Source organism: Verminephrobacter eiseniae EF01-2, assembly GCF_000015565.1.
Taxonomy (GTDB): Bacteria; Pseudomonadota; Gammaproteobacteria; order Burkholderiales; family Burkholderiaceae_C; genus Acidovorax; species Acidovorax eiseniae.
The window spans coordinates 5,530,737-5,551,454 of record NC_008786.1 but is presented as its reverse complement, the minus strand read 5'-3'; the positions used below and the strand labels follow the sequence as shown (position 1 = coordinate 5,551,454).

10 protein-coding genes are annotated in these 20,718 nt (G+C 65.9%); 4 read left to right on the top strand and 6 right to left on the bottom strand.

Annotation, left to right across the window (positions count from 1 at the left end):
* Positions 1–100: 100 nt before the first annotated feature.
* Both xdhA and xdhB read left to right on the top strand, forming a co-directional pair.
* Positions 101–1,639 (top strand): xanthine dehydrogenase small subunit, encoded by a 1,539-nt coding sequence (gene xdhA / locus VEIS_RS24290; RefSeq protein ID WP_011812666.1) that lies wholly within the window; start codon positions 101–103, stop codon positions 1,637–1,639.
* A 212-nt stretch (positions 1,640–1,851) separates the two neighbouring features.
* Positions 1,852–4,122: a xanthine dehydrogenase molybdopterin binding subunit gene (gene xdhB / locus VEIS_RS24285; protein ID WP_041950334.1), complete on the top strand. Its 2,271-nt coding sequence runs from the start codon at positions 1,852–1,854 to the stop codon at positions 4,120–4,122.
* 80 nt (positions 4,123–4,202) lie between these two features.
* Here the strand turns inward: xdhB and VEIS_RS24280 are convergent, their stop codons facing one another.
* Entirely contained in the window at positions 4,203–4,427 is a 225-nt protein-coding gene (locus VEIS_RS24280; protein WP_011812664.1) for a DUF2442 domain-containing protein, read from the bottom strand.
* Positions 4,428–4,662: 235 nt separating this feature from the next.
* Between VEIS_RS24280 and VEIS_RS24275 the strand changes: the two genes are divergently transcribed.
* Positions 4,663–4,923, top strand: a complete 261-nt coding sequence (locus VEIS_RS24275; protein ID WP_011812663.1) for a type II toxin-antitoxin system RelB/DinJ family antitoxin — start codon at positions 4,663–4,665, stop codon at positions 4,921–4,923.
* Positions 4,923–5,195 (top strand): type II toxin-antitoxin system YafQ family toxin, encoded by a 273-nt coding sequence (locus VEIS_RS24270; RefSeq protein ID WP_011812662.1) that lies wholly within the window; start codon positions 4,923–4,925, stop codon positions 5,193–5,195. The genes VEIS_RS24275 and VEIS_RS24270 overlap by 1 nt, the downstream gene beginning before the upstream one ends.
* 194 nt (positions 5,196–5,389) lie before the next feature.
* Here VEIS_RS24270 and VEIS_RS31030 read toward each other — a convergent pair whose 3' ends face one another.
* From VEIS_RS31030 to VEIS_RS29450, 5 genes are all read right to left on the bottom strand, one after another.
* Entirely contained in the window at positions 5,390–5,554 is a 165-nt protein-coding gene (locus tag VEIS_RS31030) for a helix-turn-helix domain-containing protein (RefSeq protein ID WP_232287985.1), read from the bottom strand.
* Between the two features lie 140 nt (positions 5,555–5,694).
* Positions 5,695–6,060 carry a hypothetical protein gene (locus tag VEIS_RS24265; protein WP_157048664.1) on the bottom strand — a complete coding sequence of 122 codons (366 nt, stop codon included), beginning with the start codon at positions 6,058–6,060 and terminating at the stop codon, positions 5,695–5,697.
* A complete protein-coding gene (locus tag VEIS_RS30080; RefSeq protein ID WP_198137937.1) occupies positions 6,057–7,052 on the bottom strand; it encodes a hypothetical protein in 996 nt (331 codons plus the stop codon). The genes VEIS_RS24265 and VEIS_RS30080 overlap by 4 nt, the downstream gene beginning before the upstream one ends.
* Positions 7,030–7,302 carry a type II toxin-antitoxin system RelE/ParE family toxin gene (locus VEIS_RS29455; protein ID WP_157048663.1) on the bottom strand — a complete coding sequence of 91 codons (273 nt, stop codon included), beginning with the start codon at positions 7,300–7,302 and terminating at the stop codon, positions 7,030–7,032. The genes VEIS_RS30080 and VEIS_RS29455 overlap by 23 nt, the downstream gene beginning before the upstream one ends.
* Positions 7,293–20,579: a SwmB domain-containing protein gene (locus VEIS_RS29450; RefSeq protein ID WP_011812661.1), complete on the bottom strand. Its 13,287-nt coding sequence runs from the start codon at positions 20,577–20,579 to the stop codon at positions 7,293–7,295. The genes VEIS_RS29455 and VEIS_RS29450 overlap by 10 nt, the downstream gene beginning before the upstream one ends.
* Between the last annotated feature and the right edge of the window lie 139 nt (positions 20,580–20,718).

Sequence of the window (20,718 nt, the reverse complement as noted above, 5' to 3'; positions counted from 1 at the left end):
CTGGGGCCGGGCGGCGCCCGCAGCATCGGGGCGCCGTTGCACATGATATGCAGCGGCGTGAGACACTGGAAAACCCTTGCCAACCGCCTTCGCATTTGTCATGCCAGCACCCCCCTTGCAATTCATCCGACGCGGCCAGCCGGTGGCGTTGCGCAATGTACCACCCGATCGCACGCTGCTGGACCTGCTGCGCGAAGACCTGGGCTGCACCGGCACCAAAGAAGGCTGCGGCGAAGGCGACTGCGGTGCCTGCACCGTGGTGCTGGGCGCAGCGCGGGGCGGCCGGCTGCACTACAGCGCCGTGAACAGTTGCATCCGCCTGGCGCACTCGATCGCCGGCCAGGCGCTGTGGACGGTGCAAGACCTGGCCCAAGACCCGCTCATCTGGCCCGACGGCAACCCGGCGGCCCGCCTGCACCCCGTGCAAGAGGCCATGGTGCAGTGCCATGGCTCGCAATGCGGCTTTTGCACGCCCGGCTTCGTGATGAGCTTGTTCGCGCTGTACCAGAACCACCTGTGCCAAGGCCGGCCCGTCACGCGCGAACTGGCCCGGCAGGAACTCTCGGGCAACCTGTGCCGCTGCACCGGCTACCGCCCGATCCTCGACGCCGCCGAGCAGATGGCCCGCCTGCCTGCGCAGGCGCTCGATGAGCCGGCGTTGCTGCGCAGGCTGGAACACATCGCGCATCCCGAGCCTGCGCCAGCGGGCGGCGAATGCTTTTACCTCGCCCCCACCACCGTGCCGGACTTGCTGGCCGCGCGGGCCGCGTTTGCCGGCGCGCAAATCGTCGCCGGCGCCACCGATGTGGGGCTGTGGATCACCCGGCAGCATCGGCAATACGCGCAGTTGATCGATGTCACCCGCGCCGCGCCATTGCAGCAAATCGTGCAGCACCCGGAGCACATCGCGATCGGCGCCGCCGTCACGCTGACCGATGCGTTCGCCGCGCTGACTGCGCAATGGCCCCAACTGCACCGCTTTGCCACGCGGTTTGCGGCGCTGCCGGTGCGCAATTCGGGCACGCTGGGCGGCAACGTGGCCAACGGCTCGCCGATTGGCGACTCCATGCCGCTGCTGATCGCGCTGCGCGCCCAGGTGGTGCTGGCCAGCACACGCGGCGAGCGCCGGCTGGCGCTGCAAGACTTCTACACCGGCTACCGCCAGACCGTGCTGGCCCCCGACGAACTGCTGCTGCGCATCCTGGTGCCACGCGCTGCGCCTGCGGGCATCGGCACCAGGCAACTGCGGGCCTACAAGGTTTCCAAACGCTTCGACGATGACATCTCGACCGTCTGCCTGGTGCTGAACCTGGACATTGCCGACGGCGCCGTGCAGCGCGCCTGCATCGGCGCGGGCGGCGTCGCCGCCACCCCGGCGCGCGCGCGGCAGACCGAGGCCGCGCTCATCGGCCAGCCATGGAACCCGGCCACCGTTAGCCGAGCCGCCGCCGCATTGCAGGCCGAATTCCGCCCGATCTCCGACATGCGCGCCAGCAGCGCCTACCGCAGCGCAGTGCTGGCCGGCTTGCTGCAACGCTTTTGGCTCGACAGCCAGGAGCGCCCGCACCTGGCCGGACAGCCGCCCCTGCCGCTGAGCCTGGAGGACTTGCGCCCGCACCATCTGGAGACGGTGGCATGAGTGCCGCCCGGCCGCCCGAAGGCGCTCATACCGCAGCCGGAGGCGAAGGTGCTCCATCCTTTGCCGCCCGGCCGCCCGAAGGCGCTCATACCGCAGCCGGAGGCGAAGGTGCTCCATCCTTCGCCGCCCGGCCGCCCGAAGGCGCTCATACCGTAGCCGAAGGCGAAGGCGCAGGCATTCCAGCGAACCCCGGCGTGCCGACCCGGGCCGCGATGGGCCAGTCGCATCCCCATGAAAGCGCCCGCGCCCAGGTCGCCGGCGCGGCCCATTACATCGACGACCTGCCCGAACTCAAAGGCACGCTGTACGCCGCGCCCATCGTCTCCACCGTGGCCCATGGCCGGCTCGATGGCGTTGACGCCAGCGCCGCGATGGCGCTGCCCGGCGTGCGCGCCGTGGTGCTGGCCGCCGATGTGCCGGGCGACAAAATGCTGGCCGCGCCCGAGCGCGACGAGCCGGTGTTCGCCATCGACAGCGTGCAGTTCGTCGGCCAGGTGATCGGCCTGGTGGTCGCCGGCTCGGTGCAGCAAGCGCGCCGCGCCGCGCGCGCCGTCAAACTCGACATCACGGCGCTGCCGGCCATCTTGTCGGTGCCCGATGCGCTGGCGGCCGACAGCCATGTGCTGCCCCCGGTATCCCTGCGCCGGGGCGACGCCGCCCGGGGCCTGGCGCAAGCGCAGCACCGCCTGAGCGGCCGCCTGGAGGTCGGCGGGCAAGAGCATTTCTACCTCGAAGGCCAGATCGCCTACGCCCTGCCGCTGGAGCAGGGGCAGTGGTGCATCCATTCGAGCACCCAGCACCCCGGCCAGGTGCAGCACTGGGTGGCCCAGGCCTTGGGGCTGGAGCGGCACGCCGTGCATGTGCAGTGCCGCCGGTTGGGCGGAGGCTTTGGCGGCAAGGAGACACAGGCCGGGCATCTGGCCGTATGGGCCGCAGTGGCCGCGCACCGGCTCGGCTGCCCGGTCAAGCTGCGGCTGGCCCGCGACGAAGACTTCATCATCACCGGCAAGCGCCACCCGTTCTGCTACCAATACGACGTGGGCTTCGACGACACCGGGCGCATCACCGGCCTGCGGCTGCAAATGGCCGCCAACTGCGGCTTTTCTGCCGACCTGTCCGGCCCGGTGGCCGACCGCGCCCTGTTCCACTGCGACAACGCCTACTACCTGAGCGACGTGGAACTGACCTCCTACCGCTGCAAGACCCACACCCAGAGCCACACCGCCTTTCGCGGCTTTGGCGGGCCGCAGGGCGTGATCGTGATCGAAACCATCCTGGGCGACATCGCGCGCGCGCTCGGGCAGGACGCGCAGGACGTGCGCCTGCGCAACCTGTACGGAGAAGGCCGCAGCGTCACGCACTACCAGATGCCGGTGCAAGACAACATCCTGCCCGCGCTGCTGCCGCAACTGGAGCGCCAGGCCCGCTACCGCCAGCGCCGGCAAGAGATAGCGCACTGGAACGCGCGCAGCCCGGTGCTCAAGCGCGGCATCGCGCTCACCCCGGTCAAGTTCGGCATCAGTTTCACGGCCACGCTGTTCAACCAGGCCGGCGCGCTGGTGCATGTGTACACCGACGGCAGCGTGCAGGTAAACCATGGCGGCACCGAAATGGGCCAGGGCCTGCACACCAAGGTGGCGCAGATCGTGGCCGACGAACTCGGCCTGCCGCTGCACCGGGTGCAAGTCACGGCCAGCGACACCAGCAAAATCCCCAACGCCAGCGCCACCGCCGCATCCAGCGGCACCGACCTGAACGGCCGCGCCGCGCAAATCGCAGCGCGCCAGGTGCGCGACAACCTCGCCGCCTACCTGAGCGCGCTCGACGGCTGCGCCGCGCACGACATCCGCTTCGAGGACGGGCAGGTGCGCACGCCCCGGCAGCAGCGCCGCTTCGACGCCGTGGTGCAAGCCGCCTATGCCCAGCGCATCCAACTGTGGAGCGACGGCTTTTACCGCACGCCCGGCATCCACTACGACAAAGCCACGCTGACCGGCCAGCCGTTTTTTTACTTTGCCTATGGCGCCGCTTGCAGCGAAGTGGTGCTCGACACGCTGACCGGCGAGAACCGGGTGCTGAAGGTAGATATCCTGCACGACGTGGGCCGCAGCATCAACCCGGCCATCGACATCGGCCAGATCGAGGGCGGCTTCGTGCAAGGCATGGGCTGGCTGACCACCGAGCAATTGCAGTGGGACGGACAAGGCCGGCTGACCACCCATGCGCCGAGCACCTACAAAATCCCGACCACCGGCGACATCCCCGCGCATTTCCGGGTCGAACTATGGCCCGAGGCCAACCGCGCAGACACCGTAGGCGCCAGCAAAGCCGTCGGCGAGCCGCCGCTGATGCTGGCCATCAGCGTGTTCGAGGCGCTGCGCAACGCCGTGGCCGCCGGGCGTGGCACAGATGCCCAAGCGCCCGTGGCCCTGAACGCGCCGGCCACTGCAGAAAACCTGCTGCGCGCCTTGTCCGGGCAGTGAGCATATGCAACGCAGGCTGCGACTGCTGCTGCTGCGCCGGCCTTCCTCATGGGTCTGACGGTTTTGTGGACCTGACGGTTTTATGGACCTGACGGGTGGGCCTTGGTTTGCGCGCACACCGCATCCGGCGCCACATCAATCCCGCCCGGCCAGATGACCGCGCCATGTTCGACAAAGACTTGCTCGAACGGCGCCGGGTCGGCCAGCGCCGAAAACACGGCGGCATTCGGAGCATGGACCCAATGCAAAAGGTCCATGATTCCTTGCGTGCCATCGACGAAATGCACGCGAAGCCTGAACTGCATTCATGGGGCTGTGCGGTCAGAGGGGTGTGCTCGCACTTCCCCCTGGAGCCTCGCCCCGGCTGAAACCCGAATGGGTCGAGACAGCTACGCAGGCTCGATGCGCAGCACGGTGGCGGGACAGGTTGCTTTGCAGTCGTAGCGCCAATTCAAAGCGCGACAACTCATCCGGCATGATCTACCGGATTTTGTTGCTCCTTTGGGCCACAATCAGGGCTTCATCGACAGGAGGCCCACCATGGCTGCAACGACATTTGTCCGGGCGCGGATTGATGAAGCGCTAAAAAACGAAGCCGCCGCCGTACTGGCCGGCATGGGCCTTACCGTGTCCGACGTGGTGCGTATCGCACTGACCAGGATTGCGAAGGAAAAGACGCTTCCATTCGAGATGCGTGTTCCTAACAGGCAGACAGCGCAGACACTGGCCAAGAGTGAGCGGGGTGAGGATGTGCACCATGCCAAAGATGCGAATGACCTGTTTGGGCAACTTGGCATCTGATGCGCCAGCCCGGCTATTCCGACCAGTTCAAGCGCGATGTAAAGCGGGCGCAAAAACGCGGCAAGGACATGGGCAAGCTCAAGACCCTGTTGAGCTTGCTCATCGAGGGCAAGCCGCTATCAGCATCCTATCTCGACCACCCACTGAAAGGCGACTGGCGTGGTTTCCGAGATGCACACATTGAGCCTGATTGGCTGCTGATCTACAAGATTGCCGGGGATATTGTGAGGTTTGAGCGCACCGGGCGGCATTCAGACTTGTTTGACGAGTGAGAGCAGTGAACAATCCCATCAGAAGCCAGGCGACTGTTGAATAGCGCCAACCTGTTCGAGTTCTGTCCCGTAAGTTGCTTCGTCGAATGTGACAGTTTCTCCGGGAGTCATCGAACCCATCCCTGTCGTGGTGCGGTGGCGAGCCGGCAGATTTTGCCCATCTGCCGGCTTTTCTTTCTCCGGCCCCGTGCCGCTCAAGCAAACATGACAGCGACACGTTCGACTGGCGCCGCACGGCGAGCCGGCCCGGCGACGATTTGCGCGTCCTGGCCAGGCGGGGTGAGGCCATCGGGTATCTTCGCTGTGCTGATTCTGCGAAACTGGCCGCGCAGCATCCTGGATAGTTTCGCTTGCGGGATGCCGGGAGCGTCAGCGGCCTGCTGCTGGCTCCATGGATGGCTCTCGATGATTTCTGACTACAAGCTACGCTTTGACAAGCATTTCTTGCGCGTCTGCCATGCCCAAAGCGGTGTAAACGCTGCCGGTGGTTTCTTCCATTTCAATCATCTTCGTCATTCTTCATCCTTTTCGTGGGGCGGAGTGGTTCGCCCTGTCCGGGCATTTGCTGATTCCTCAAAATCTCGATGCTCTGTGTCGGGCAGATTTCTTTCAAGTGCCGGTTCATGCGTATCAAATCCTTGAACAGCCTCGGCTTCATTCGTTCACGGCGGGTGGTCAGGTACCACTGTTTATTTTTCGCCCATTTGAATTGGACGATGACGTAGAACCCGTCCGTCGTTTCAGCGACGGTGATTTTATCCAGGGCCTGCTGCTGCACGGCTATTTCCAGATCACCCTCCAAAATGCTGTTGGCGGGACTGCATGGGATTCGGTTCATGGATGCGCTGTCGTTGGATGTGGTCATGTCTGGGACTCTCTTTCTTGAGGGGACCGGGTCGGCGCTAAAACTGGCGCTTGGCCGCTTCCTTGCGATAGGCTTCGTCGCTGTTCAGGCGCTTGCAGGTATCCGCCAGGCCCTGTATCCATTGGGCGGTCGTGCTGCCGGTCGAGTGGTTGGAGTCCTTTTGCTTGCCGGTATGCCGGTTCGCTGAGGTGTGGACGGTGCTTTTCAAGGGCATCGTCAAGGCGCTGTCTGACTCGTTCATGGTTTCCTTCCGATCGGAGTAAATCCAGGTTTTCCCATCCCGTCAATACCTTCGGGCGGGCACGGTTCCGATGGTCGGCAATGTGCAGTTTCACCTTGTCGCCGAAGTGTTTTTGCACGGCAAGGAGGTCATCGGGCAAGCCTGCCAGCATTTCTGCCATCACCTCGATGCCCGCTCCCCGGCCATATTCGTCAAAGCGTTGCCGCGTGCTTTCGAGTGCTTTTTCGGGCCGCGCATGAATGGCAACGATTCGAGGCGTCGAGCCGGCATCGAGCGCCTGCTGCATTTTGGTGACGATGGACGCTGGCCGTGGTATTTGCCCATCGAATATCGCGCGACAGTCTTTGGGGAATTTCCGGTTTTTCGATACCGACGTGGTCTTGCCCGCCCCCGGCACGCCAGTCAGGAAAACGACCTGATCGCGTTTCGGCTCCGAGCCATCCGCCACGGCACGCCGGAACTGCTCGGACGAAAGCACGGCGGCAGGGTTGTGCACGGGCGTGTCGTAGCGATTGCGGCTGTCTTTTGATGCGCCAAACTGCGCAAAGACTTCCTTGAAAAGATCGGCAGAGACATACCGGCCGCCATGGCAACGATCATCCGCCAGACAGGCGCGCAGGAATCGTTCCGGGGCGGCCGGGACGGCCTCGATGACGGCATCCTGCACAGCCTGCTGGTCGGGCTGTTCAAATTCTTTTCTGGTGATGAATTTCAACGCGACCACCTTTTCATTCAGCAAAAAGATCGGCATGCAAACCGGCACGCATGAAGTTGAGAATATCGATATCGGGCTGGCAAATCAGCAGGCAGGCGTCGCCGATGTGACATGCCCGATGGGAGGAAGGCGAAAGGGTGAAGGCGCACGCCAGCGGCTCGTTCCCCTTGGGCGGCGCGGCACTGGCTGCGCCTGTTGCTTCGGGGTGGGCGCTGGCCCTGCCGATCTGCGCGAATGTGCGCGCAACCTTCCTCCTTCCTCCTTCCCGCACCAGCGTCAGAACCAAAACCCGTGTTGCTCCGCCGTGGGCGACTGCCCGACGATGGACAACTGCATTTGCGCTGCAGCGCCGCCGGGGATGGCGATGACGCCATTGGCCTGGCCGTCGGCATCGAACTGCCCGCCATCGGTGATCTGAAAGTCCAGCCGCAATCGATCGCCCTCCATCACCATCTGGCCGCCGTAGGGTGCGCTGGCCAGGTTGACCCAGACACCGGTTTGGTCTTTGACCCAGTACCCGTTGATGCCGCGCGCCGGGTCCACATACAGGCTGAAGCTCTCGCTGCCGCCGGCGGTGGGTATCGTCGCGTCGAAGTGCAGTGTCCCCATCGGCATCTCCAGACCCTTGGGCAAATCGGCGGGGGCCTCGCGCGTGTGGAGCATGTTCGATATCTGCGTCTGGTTGCCGGGTTTGATCTTGCCGTTCTGGCTGCCGGCCACCAGGGTCATGCCGTTGATCGAACTGACTGCCGATTGTTCGCTGTCTTTGATGCCGTCGCCGTTGCCGTCGCCGGCGACGGTGGTGCCATCCGCGCGGGCAAGGCCGTGCGCCGCGTCCTCCTGCTCATTCGATATGCCGTCGCGGTCACCGTCCGGCCGATCGGTCGGCGTCGTCGGTGTCGTCGGCGTCGCGGGAGCGGGCGTGCGGTTGACCACGGATGTGACCGTGAAGTCGCTCACGTCATTGCCGGTGGCGTCCTGTATCGCGTCGGTATCGTTGCCGGTCGTGCGATCCGTGTAGCGGACGGACACCTTATCGCCGGAGCTTACGGCGCGCGCCAGTGTCAGCGTGACGGTTCTGTCCTGTGCGTTCACGCTCACATCCAGCACGCCGATGTCGGCCCCATTGCTGCTCACCGAAAAGGCGTTGATTTCCGGCTTGTTTGCAGCGTCCAGCAGGTTGTCTTCGGCGAAGGTGAGCGTCAGTTCGCGGCCGCGGACCCGGGGGGCGTTGTCGCCTGCGGTGATCAGCACCGGGGCCGTCCTGTCCGTTCCGCTTCTGACGGCCACCGGGCTCGTCGTGCTGGCGGCGTCATTGCCTGTCCGGTCCTGTATGGCGTTGATGGTGTCGCTCGCCGGCTTGGTGTAGGTGACGGTCACTTGCGCGCCCTCGGGCACGGGGGTGCGCAGCGTCAGTATGACGGTCTTGCCCGCTGCGTCCACGGTGACTTCGGTGACTTCGGCGCGAACTCCATTGACGAGCACGGCAAAGGCGCCGGGGCTCGCCTTGTTCTCCGGGTCCAGCGTGTTGGCTTCGGTGTAGGTGAGCGTCAGTTGGGTGCGGGCGGCGCCGGTGATGATGGGGCGGTTGTCGCCCTCGGTGATCAGCACCGGGGCCGTGCTGTCGGGAGCGTTGCGCACGTTGGTCTGCGGGATGCTGGCCGCGTCATTGCCTGCCGCGTCCTGTATGTCGCGCGGGTCGTTGCTGTCGGTCGGGGCGGTGTACGCGACGGTCACGGTCTCGCCGCCGGTCACGGCGCGGGTCAGTATCAGCGTCACGGTTTTGTTCGTTGCACTCACCTCGACCCCGGTGACGGCATTGCGCTCGCCATTGACGAGCACCGTGAAGGCCGTCCCGCCTGGCTTGTGCCCGTCGCGATTGTCCAGCAGGTTGTCTTCGCGGTAGCTGAGCGTCAGTCGGTTGCCGTCGATCCTGGGGGCGTCATCGCCGGTGGTGATCAGTTGCGGGGCGGTCTGGTCCTGTCCGCTGGCCACATCGACCGGCGAGCTGGTGCTGAGGGCGTCGTTGCCAGCCTCGTCCTGTATGACGGTCGTGGTGCCATCGGGCTTGGTGTATCTGACGGTCACGTGCGCACCGAGCGGCACCGGGTCGCGCAGCGTCAGCGTGACGGTTTTGTTCAATCCCACCACGGAAACGTTGGTGACTTCATTGGAGACTCCATTGACGATCACCTCGAAGGCGCTCCCGGGCGCCTTGTTGGATTCATGGAGATTGTTCGCGTCGGTGTAGGTGAGCACCAACTGGTTGCGGGCGTTGTCGGAGATCTTGGGGCGGTGCGTGCCCGTGGTGACCAGCACCGGGGCCGTGTTGTCCACTCCGCTGTCGACGGGGATCGGCCCGGTGCTGGCGGCGTCATTGCCTTTCGCGTCCTGTATGGCGCGGGTGTCGTTGCCGGTGGTCGGGTCGGTGTACTCGACGGTCACGACCTCGCCGCGGGCCACGGCGCGGTCCAGCGTCAGCGTGACGGTTTTGGCCGTTGCATTCACGGCGACGTTGCGGACATTCACTTGGGTGCCGCTGACCATCACCCTGAAGGCCGTCTCGAGTGGCTTGCTGCCGTCGCGATCGTCGAGCAGGTTGGTGTCGGTGTAGGTGAGCGTCAGTTTGTCGTCGACGACCTTGGGGGTGGTGTTGAGGCTCGGGGAGGCGATCTGTTGCAGTTGCGGGGGCGTGGTGTCTTCTCCGCTGTTCACCGTGGTCGCCGGGGTGTTGGCGGCGGGGTTGCCCGCCTTGTCTTGCAGGACATCGCCGGTCGCGGGCTTGGTGTAGGCGACGGTCATCTCCGCACCTCTGGGCACGGGGTCGGTCAGCGTCAGCGTGACGGTTCTGTTCGTTGCATTCACGCTGACTGCGGTGACCTGGTTGTTCGCGCGATTGACGGTCACCGTAAAAGCCCCCGGAACCGGCTTGTGCTCATCGTCCAGCAGGTTGGCTTCGGTGTAGGTGAGCGTCAGTTGGGTACGGGCGTCGCCGGTGACCTCGGGGGCGCCAGCGCCGTTGGTGATCAGCACCGGGGCGGTGCTGTCCGTTCCGCTGGCCACATCGACCGGCGAGTTGGTGCTGGGGGCGTCATTGCCTGCCGCGTCCTGTATCGCACTGGTGTCGTTGGCGCCCGTCGAGGGATCGGTGTAGGTCAGGCGCACTTGCGCACCCACGGGCACGGGGTCGCGCAGCGTCAGCGTGACGGTTTTGTCCGTCGAATTCACCGCGTGGCTGACGATCTCGGCGCGTTCTCCATTGACCAGCACCGTATAGGCATCCTTGAGGCCGGTGGCGTTCCCGTCCATCAGGTTGTCTTCGGTGTACGTGAGCGTCAGTTGGGTGCGGGTGGTGCCGGTGACCGTCGGGGCGCCAGGGCCGTTGGTGATCAGCATCGGGGGCGTGCTGTCCTGTCCGCTGTCCACGCTGAGGTTCGTGATGCTGGCTGCGTCATTGCCCACCACGTCCTGTATCGCGGCGGTGTCGTTGCCGGTCGTCGGATCGGCGTAGGACAGGCGCACGACCGCCCCTTCGGGCACGAGGTCGGTCAGTGTCAGCGTGACGGTTCGGTTCGTCGCATGCACGTTGACTGCGGTGACGACGTTGTTGCGTCCGTTGACGGTCACCGTAAAGGCACCGGGGGCCGGCTTGTTGACCGTGTCCAGAAGGTTCACGTCGCTGTAGCTGAGCGTCAGTTCGCGGCCGCTGACCTTGGGGCGGTCAGCGCCCGTAGTGATCAGCAGCGGGGGCGTGTTGTCGGTTCCGTTGTACACCTCGATCGGCGTCGTGGTGCTGGCGGCATCGTTGCCGCGCGCGTCCTGTATCGCGGCGGTGTCGTCGCCGGCCGTGGGATCGGTGTAGGTCAGGCGCACTCGCGCACCCTCGGCCACGGCGGCGCCGCTGAGCGTCAGCGTGACGGTTTTGGCCGTCCGGTTCACGGTGACATTCGTGACCGTCCTGGGGTCTCCATTGACGGTGACGGAAAAGGCGCTGGGCAGCGGCTTGTTGACCTCGTCCAAGAGGTTCGCTTCGGTGTAGGTGAGCGTCACCTGGGTGCCGTTGCCGGTGACCTGGGGGCGGCGGGCGGCATCGGTCAGATCGGTGATCAGCAGCGGGGGCGTGTCATCGCTGCCGCTGTCCACCGCCGTGAGCGTCTGTGTGGGGGCCGGATTGCCATAGGCGTCCTTGATGCTGCTGCCAGTGGCGGGCTGGGTGTACTGGACGCTCACCTGCGCCCCGGCGGCCACGGCGGAGGTCAGCGCCAGCGTGACGGTTTTGGCCGCCCTGTCCACGGTGACCCCGGTGACGGCGTTGGTCTGCCCATTGACGGTCACCGTAAAGGCATTGTTGCCTGCTCCGCTGTTTGCGTGCAGAAGGTTCGCTTCGTCGTACCTGAGCAGCAACTGGTTGCGGCTGTTGCCGGTGACCTCGGCGCGGTCGATGGTCGGTGGCGTCTCGTCCGGTCCGGTGTTTACCGTCGGCGAGGTCGTGAAACTGGCGGCGTCGGTGCCGCCCTCGTCCTGTATGACGTTGTTGCCGGTGGCTTGCTTGTTGTAGGTGACCTCCACCACCGCGCCGGCGGGCACGGGGGTGGTCAGCTTCAGCGTAACGGTCTTGTTCTGTGGATGCACGACGACTTCGGTGACGGCGTTGGCGACCCCATTGACGGTCACCGCAAAGTCTGCGGCGGCGGCCTTGTTTTGTCCGTCCAGGTTTCTCTCTGCGGAGTACTGGAGCACCAACTCACGGCCGTTGGCCGAGGCGCTGGTGAGCACCGGGGGCGGCGCGGCCGTGTGGTTGACCACGTTCTTTTCGAAGGAGGGCACGTCGCGGCTGGCGCTGTCTTCCAGCGCGCCGCTGCCGGCGTTGCTGTCGGGGTTCGGGTCGGTGTAGCGGATGCTCACCGTCTCGCCGTTGGCCACGGCGCGGTTGAGCGTCAGCGTGAGGGTCTTGTCCGTCGCATTGAAGGCGCCGATGGCCGTGACGCTCAGCGGCTGGCTACCGGAGCCGACGATCAGTTCAAAAGCGCTGTTCGACACGCCGGTCGTGACCAGGTTGCCGACCAGGTCGAAGCGCAGCACCAACTGGTTGCCGCTGACCGTGGCGCCGGTGCACACCGGCGGGGTGTTGTTGGTGACGGCCTGGTTCTGGAAACTGCTCGCGTCGGTGTGGGCAGGGGTCGTGTCCTGTATCACGCCGGAGTCGTCGTTGACGGTGGGGTTCGGGTCGGTGTAGCTGACGGTCACCGTCTCGCCGTGGGCCACGGCGCGGCTCAGTGTCAGCGTGACGGTCTTGTCCGCATTCACCCGGACGCTGTTGACGGTGATGGCGGCGCTGCCGGTGGTGCCGCTGGCCACCGTAAAGCCCGCGTTGCCCGGAGGCAGGGCGGTAGTGTCCAGTCCGTCGGTGGCGGTGAAGGTCACCACCATCTGGTTGCCGTTGACCTCGGCCCTGCTGAACGCCGGGGGCGTCGCGGGCGTGTTGTTGATCGCCGCCATGTCGAAGGAGGGCACATCGCGACCGTCGGTGGTGGCGTCCTGCAGCACGTTGCTGTCGTTGCCGGGGGTCGGGTCGGTGTAGCGGATGCGCACCGTCTCGCCGTTGGCCACGGTGCGGTTGAGCGTCAGCGTGAGGGTCTTGCTGGTCGCATTGAAGTCGCCGATGGCCGTGACGCTCAGGGCTTGGCCACCGGCATCGACGGACAGCGCAAAAGCGGTGATCGGCACGCCGGCCTTGCTCAGGCTGCCGGCATTGGGGAAATGGAGCACCAACTGGTTGCCGTTGACCGTGGCGCTGGAGCACACCGGGGGCGTGTTATTGGTGACGTCCTGGTTCTGGAAACTGCTCGCGTCGGTGCCGGCAGAGTCCTGGATCACGCTGCCGGAGGCGCCGTCGCCGGCGGCGTCGGTGTAGCTGACTTTCACCGTCTCGCCGTTGTTCACGGCGCGGGCCAGCGTCAGTGTGACGGTCTTGTCCGCATTCACCCGGACGCTGCTGACGGTGATGGAGCTATTGTTGGCGCCGGTCACCACAAAACCTGCGCTGCCTGTCAGGGCGGCAAGGTCCAGGTCGTTGCTGGCGGTGAAGACCACCACCAACTGGTTGCCGTTGACCTCGGCCCTGCTGAACGCCGGGGGCGTCGCGGGCGTGTTGTTGGTCACCTCCTTGACGAAGGTGGGCACGTCGCGGCTGGCGCTGTCTTCCAGCGCGCCGCTGCCTTCGTTGCTGTCGGGGTTCGGGTCGGTGTAGCGGATGCTCACCGTCTCGCCGGGGGTCACGGCGCGGCTGAGCGTCAGTGTGAGGGTCTTGTCCGTCGCATTGAAGGCGCCGATGGCCGTGACGCTCAGCGGCTGGCTACCGGAGCCGACGACCAGTTCAAAAGCGCTGTTCGACACGCCGGTCGTGACCAGGTTGCCGGCCAGGTCGAAGCGCAGCACCAACTGGTTGCCGCTGACCGTGGCGCCGGTGCACACCGGGGGCGTGTTGTTGGTGACGGTCTGGTTCTGGAAACTGCTCGCGTCGGTGCCGGCAGAGTCCTGGATCACGCTGCCGGAGGCGCCGTCGCCGGCGGCGTCGGTGTAGCTGACTTTCACCGTCTCGCCGTTGTTCACGGCGCGCGATAGCGTCAGCGTGACGGTCTTGTCCGCATTCACCCGGACGCTGCTGACGGTGATGGCGGCGCTGCCGGCGGTGGTGCTGGCCACCGCAAAGCCCGGGTTGCCCGTGATGGCGGCAAGGTCCAGGTCGTTGCTGGCGGTGAAGGCCACCACCAACTGGTTGCCGTTGACCTCGGCCCTGCTGAACGCCGGGGGCGTCGCGGGCGTGTTGTTGGTCACCTCCTTGACGAAGGTGGGCACGTCACGGCTGGCGCTGTCTTCCAGCGCGCCGCTGCCTTCGTTGCTGTCGGGGTTCGGGTCGGTGTAGCGGATGCTCACCGTCTCGCCGGGGGTCACGGCGCGGCTGAGCGTCAGCGTGAGGGTCTTGTCCGTCGCATTGAAGGCGCCGATGGCCGTGACGCTCAGCGGCTGGCTACCGGAGCCGACGACCAGTTCAAAGGCGCTGTTCGGCACGCCGGTCGTGACCAGGTTGCCGGCCAGGTCGAAGCGCAGCACCAACTGGTTGCCGCTGACCGTGGCGCCGGTGCACACCGGGGGCGTGTTGTTGGTGACGGCCTGGTTTTGGAAACTGCTCGCGTCGGTGCCGACAGAGTCCTGGATCACGCTGCCGGAGGCGCCGTCGCCGGCGGCGTCGGTGTAGCTGACGGTCACCGTCTCGCCGTTGGCCACGGCGCGCGATAGCGTCAGCGTGACGGTCTTGTCCGCATTCACCCGGACGCTGCTGACGGTGATGGCGGCGCTGCCGGCGGTAGTGCTGGCCACCGCAAAGCCCGGGTTGCCCGTGATGGCGGTCAGGTCCAGATCGTTGCTGGCGTTGAAGGCCACCACCAACTGGTTGCCGTTGACCGTGGCGCCCTTGACCGTCACGGGCGCGGGCGCGGGCGTGTTGTTGGTGACGGCCTGGTTCTGGAAACTGCTCGCGTCGGTGCCGACAGAGTCCTGGATCACGCTGCCGGAGGCGCCGTCGCCGGCGGCGTCGGTGTAGCTGACGGTCACCGTCTCGCCGTTGTTCACGGCGCGCGATAGCGTCAGCGTGACGGTCTTGTCCGCATTCACCCGGACGCTGCTGACGGTGATGGCGGCGCTGCCTGCGGTGGTGCTGGCCACCGCAAAGCCCGGGTTGCCCGTGATGGCGGTGAGGTCCAGATCATTGCTGGCGCTGAAGGCCACCACCAACTGGTTGCCGTTGACCGTGGCGCCTCTGAACGTCACGGGCGCAGGCGCGGGCGTGTTGTTGGTGACGGCCTGGTTCTGGAAACTGCTCGCGTCGGTGCCGGCAGAGTCCTGGATCACGCTGCCGGAGGCGCCGTCGCCGGCGGCGTCGGTGTAGCTGACGGTCACCGTCTCGCCGTTGGCCACGGCGCGCGATAGCGTCAGCGTGACGGTCTTGTCCACATTCACCCGGACGCTGCTGACGGTGATGGCGGCGCTGCCGGCGGTGGTGCTGGCCACCGCAAAGCCCGGGTTGCCCGTGATGGCGGTCAGGTCCAGATCATTGCTGGCGTTGAAGGCCACCACCAACTGGTTGCCGTTGACCGTGGCGCCCTTGACCGTCACGGGTGCGGGCGCGGGCGTGTTGTTGGTGACGGCCTGGTTTTGGAAACTGCTCGCGTCGGTGCCGGCAGAGTCCTGGATCACGCTGCCGGAGGCGCCGTCGCCGGCGGCGTCGGTGTAGCTGACGGTCACCGTCTCGCCGTTGACCACGGCGCGCGATAGCGTCAGCGTGACGGTCTTGTCCGGATTCACCCGGACGCTGCTGACGGTGATGGCGGCGCTGCCGGCGGTGGTGCTGGCCACCGAAAAACCCGGGTTGCCCGTGATGGCGGTCAGGTCCAGATCATTGCTGGCGTTGAAGGCCACCACCAACTGGTTGCCGTTGACCGTGGCGCCCCTGACCGTCACGGGTGGGATCACGGGCGTGTTGTTGGTGACGGCCTGGTTCTGGAAACTGCTCGCGTCGGTGCCGACAGAGTCCTGGATCACGCTGCCGGAGGCGCCGTCGCCGGCGGCATCGGTGTAGCTGACGGTCACCGTCTCGCCATTGACCACGGCGCGCGATAGCGTCAGTGTGACGGTCTTGTCCGCATTCACCCGGACGCTGCTGACGGTGATGGCGGCGCTGCCGGCGGTGGTGCTGGCCACCGTAAAACCCGGGTTGCCCGTGATGGCGGTCAGGTCCAGATCATTGCTGGCGTTGAAGGCCACCACCAACTGGTTGCCGTTGACCGTGGCGCCCTTGACCGTTACGGGCGCAGGCGCGGGCGTGTTGTTGGTGACGGCCTGGTTCTGGAAACTGCTCGCGTCGGTGCCGGCAGAGTCCTGGATCACGCTGCCGGAGGCGCCGTCGCCGGCGGCGTCGGTGTAGCTGACGGTCACCGTCTCGCCATTGACCACGGCGCGCGATAGCGTCAGCGTGACGGTCTTGTCCGCATTCACCCGGACGCTGCTGACGGTGATGGCGGCGCTGCCGGCGGTGGTGCTGGCCACCGTAAAACCCGGGTTGCCCGTGATGGCGGTCAGGTCCAGATCATTGCTGGCGTTGAAGGCCACCACCAACTGGTTGCCGTTGACCGTGGCGCCCTTGACCGTCACGGGCGCGGGCGCGGGCGTGTTGTTGGTGACGGCCTGGTTCTGGAAACTGCTCGCGTCGGTGCCGACAGAGTCCTGGATCACGCTGCCGGAGGCGCCGTCGCCGGCGGCGTCGGTGTAGCTGACTTTCACCGTCTCGCCGTTGGTCACGGCGCGGGCCAGCGTCAGCGTGACGGTCTTGTCCGGATTCACCCGGACACTGCTGACGGTGATGGGGCTATTGTTGGCGCCGGTCACCGCAAAGCCCGGGTTGCCCGTGATGGCGGTCAGGTCCAGATCATTGCTGGCGTTGAAGGCCACCACCAACTGGTTGCCGTTGACCGTGGCGTCCCTGACCGTCACGGACGCAGGCGCGGGCGTGTTGTTGGTGACGGCCTGGTTCTGGAAACTGCTCGCGTCGGTGCCGGCAGAGTCCTGGATCACGCTGCCGGAGGCGCCGTCGCCGGCGGCGTCGGTGTAGCTGACGGTCACCGTCTCGCCATTGGCCACGGCGCGCGATAGCGTCAGTGTGACGGTCTTGTCCGCATTCACCCGGACGCTGCTGACGGTGATGGCGGCGCTGCCGGCGGTGGTGCTGGCCACCGTAAAACCCGGGTTGCCCGTGATGGCGGTCAGGTCCAGATCATTGCTGGCGTTGAAGGCCACCACCAACTGGTTGCCGTTGACCGTGGCGTCCCTGACCGTCACGGACGGGAGCTCGGGCGTGTTGTTGGTGACGGTCTGGACCTCGAAACTGGTCGCGTCGGTGCCGTTCCTGTCCTGGATCACCGTGCCGGCGGGGTCGTCGACGGAGGGCCTGGGGTCGGTGTAGCGGACGGTCACCTGCTCGCCTCTGACCACGGCGCGGGCCAGCGTCAGCGTGACGGACTTGTCCGCATTCACCCGAACGCTGCTGACGGCGATGGGGCTATTGTTGGCGCCGCCCACCGTAAAGCCTGCGCTGCCTGTCAGGGCGGTGAGGTCCAGGTCGTAGCTGGCGCTGAAGTACACCACCAACTGGTTGCCGTCGACCGTGGAGCTTTTGTACGTCACGGTCGGCGCGGGCGTTTCGCTGGTGACCTGCTGGCGCGCAATATCGGCCATGTCGTTGCCGGCGGCGTCCTGTATCGCGTTGGTGTCGTTGCCGGGCGTGGGGTCGCGGTAGGCGACGAACACCGTCTCGCTGCGGGGCACGGAGCGCTCCAGCGTCAGCGTGACGGTCTTGGCCGTTGCATCGACGCGGACGCTCAGCACGCGGATGCTTGTGCCATTGGCGTTGGTCACGTCAAAGGCTGTGGCGGGCGCCGGGTTGACCGCGTCCAGGCCGGATTGGGTGTCAAAGCGCAGCACCAGTTTGTCGCCGTTGACCGTGGCGCTGCGGAACGTCGGGGGCGTGGTGTTGGTGACGGGTTGGCGCAATACGTTGGCGGCATCGTTGCCGGCGGCGTCCTGTATCGCGAGCGCGTCGTCGCCGGTATCGTTAGAGGGGGTGGCGCTGAAACTGGGGTCGGTGTAGGTGACCTTCACTTGTTGGCCGGATGTCACCGGGGTGGTCAGTGTCAGGATGACTTTTCGCCCGTCCACGGCCACGGCCCTGACGCCGCCGTCGGCTTGGTCTCGGCCATCGATGTTGACGATAAAGCGCCCGATCTCCGGCTTGTTGGTTCCGTCCAGCGCTTCGCTGTAGACAAGCTCCAGTTGGTCGCCGTTCACCGTAGCGCTGGTGAACGTAGGCGCGCGGGTGTCTACGGTGTAGGCGGCGGCGGGGGCGTTGTTCGTGACCGCGTTGCCATTGGCATCCTTGACGCCGCTGAGGTTGACGTTGATGCGGTTGTCGGTCGATTCGGTGTTGGCAGGCGGGGTCAGTTCGAACTGCCATGTCGCGCTTCTGAGCCGGCCGTCGCTGTCGGTCGCACCGTTGACGGCGCGGACGTTGGACACGGCGGTGCCAGCGGGCAGGACCAGGTTGGCCGCAGTCAGGCCATCCACCGCCGTGTTGAACGTGAGGGTGACGATGGCGGTTTCGCCGGCTTTCAGGTTCGGGTCGCTGATGGCGATGCTGTCCAGCGTGCTGGCGCGGGGCGTGTCGTTGGTCGCCGGCAACGATTCGGATTTCGCATCGTTGCCGATCGTGTCTTGTACCGCGTTGCGGTCGTTGCCGTCCGTGGGGTCGGTGTAGCTGACGGTCACCTGCTCGCCTTTGACCACGGCGCGGGCCAGCGTCAGCGTGATGGTCTTGGCCGCTGCATCCACCTGGATGCCTTTGATGCCGATGGTTTCGGGTGCTGTGCCGCCCGTTTGAACCTCGAAAGCCGTGGCCGCCACCTGGCTGAACGCATCCAGGCTGTTGGTCAGGTAGGTGATCGTCACCTTGTCGCCGTTGACCCTGACATCGTCCATCCTCGGGCCCGTGCGGTTGATCACATCGCGGGTGAAGGTGGGCAGGTCGGCGCCGCTGCTGCTCTGTATCACGCCGGTGGTGTTGTCCCCGGCCGGGTCGGTGTAGGTGATGGTCACCGCTTCGCCGTTGGCTACGGCGCGGCTCAACGTCAGGATGACGGTTTTGTTGGCCGTATCCACCATAGTGTCGATGACGGAGAGGCCGCCACTGCTGCTCAGGGCAAAGGCCGTTGCGATCGGCTTGATAGCGTCGAGCTCGGTGCCTTGGGGAAAGGAGAGGACCAGCTTGTCGCGGTCGACCTCGGCCTTGGTGCACGCAAAGCGCGTGGTGATGTTGTCGACAGCGCGCGCTTCGAAATTGGCTGCGTCGTTGCCGGCGGCGTCCTGTATCGCGTTGTTGCCGGTCGTCGGGGCGTGGTAGGCGACGGTCACGGCCTGGTTCGCTGCCACGTTGCTGGCCAGCGTCAGCGTGACGGTTTTGGCTGTGGCATCCACCAGGACGCTGCTGACGGTGACGGGCTGGCCACCGGCGGTCACCGTAAAGGCTGTGGCGGGCGCCGTATTGACTGTGTCCAGGCGGTCGTTTTCGGTATAGCGCAGCACCAGTTGATTGCGGTCGACCGTGGCTTCTGCCAGCACCGGAGCCGTGGTGTCGTTGGTGACTGGCCTGGCGCTGAAGCTGGCGGCGTCGTTGCCGGCGGCGTCCTGCACCGCGCGCGGGTCGTTGCCGTTCGTGGGGTCCGTGTAGGCGACGGTCACTTTCTGGCCCTGTGTCACGGTACGGTCCAGCGTCAGCGTGACGGTCTTGTTCGCTGAATTCACAGTGACGACCTGGACGCTGGCCCGTGTCGTTCCATCGATCAGCACCTCAAAGGCGCCGGCAGAGGGCCGGCCGGCTTCGGTTTCATCCAGATTGTCGGTGTCGTAGCGGAGCACCAGTTGGTTGCCGGTGACCGTGGCGCTGGTGCACACCGGGGGCGTTTCATTGGTCACGGCCCGGTTCTGGATGTTGGCCGCGTCGTTGCCGGCAGCGTCCTGTATCACGTTGTCGCCGGTCGCGGGGCGGGTGTAGTTGACGGACACCGTCTCGCCGTTGGCCACGGGGCGATTCAGCGTCAGCGTGACGGTATTGTTCACTGCATCCACACTGACGTTGCTGACGCCGATGGGGGTGGTGGTGCCAGCGCTGGTCACCGCAAAAGCGCTGGCGGGCGGTGGGTGGACCGCGTCCAGGCCGGAGAGGGTGGTGTAGCTGAGCACCAACTGGGTGCCGTTGACCGTGGCGCTGCGGATCACCGGGGGCGTCTCGTTGGTCGCGACCTGGTTGCTGAAACTGGCGGCGTCGTTGCCGGCCGTGTCTTGTATTGCGCGCGTGTCGTCGCCCGGGGCGGAGTCTCTGTAGCTGACTTTCACCTGTTGGCCGGATGCCACGGCGCTGGCCAGCGTCAAGGTGACGGTCCGTCCATTCACGACCGGGCTGCCGGTGACGTTGATTCTTGTGCCATTGGCGAGCACCGACTTGTCATCTGCGGTCACGACAAAGCGGTCTGCGAGCGGCGCGTTGGCTGCGCTCGTATCCAGGTTTTCGTTGTAGGTCAGCACCAGTTGGTTGCCGGTCACCTTCGCGCTCTGGAGCGTGGGTTTTATGGTGTCTACGGTGTAGGTGACGGAGGCGGCGTTGTTCGTCGGGACCGAGCCGTTCTGATCGGTCACACCGGTGAGGCTCATGCCGAGGGTGTCGTTGGTCCTTTCGGTGTTGGCAGGCGGGGTCAGTTCGAACTGCCATGTCGTGCTGCGGCCGTTGCTGTCAGGGCCGGAGGCGGTCGGGGTGGTCAGCATGGTGCCCGGGGGCACCACTACATTGGCCGCAGTGACGCCACCCACCCTGGAGTCAAAAGTGAGGGTGACGGTGTAGGAGTAGCCGGTTTTGAGGGTGGCGTTGCCATTGTTCAAGGAGATGTTGGTCAGGCTGCTCATGGTGCTCTCGGTGGGATGGTTGAATGGTTGATACGGGCGTGCGCGCAGGGCTCATGGCTTGGCGCGGGGCTCGATGGAATGCTTGATCGGGGCGTTGGCGCATGGCCCGATGGACCTGTGGCCCCATGGGCGGGGGACT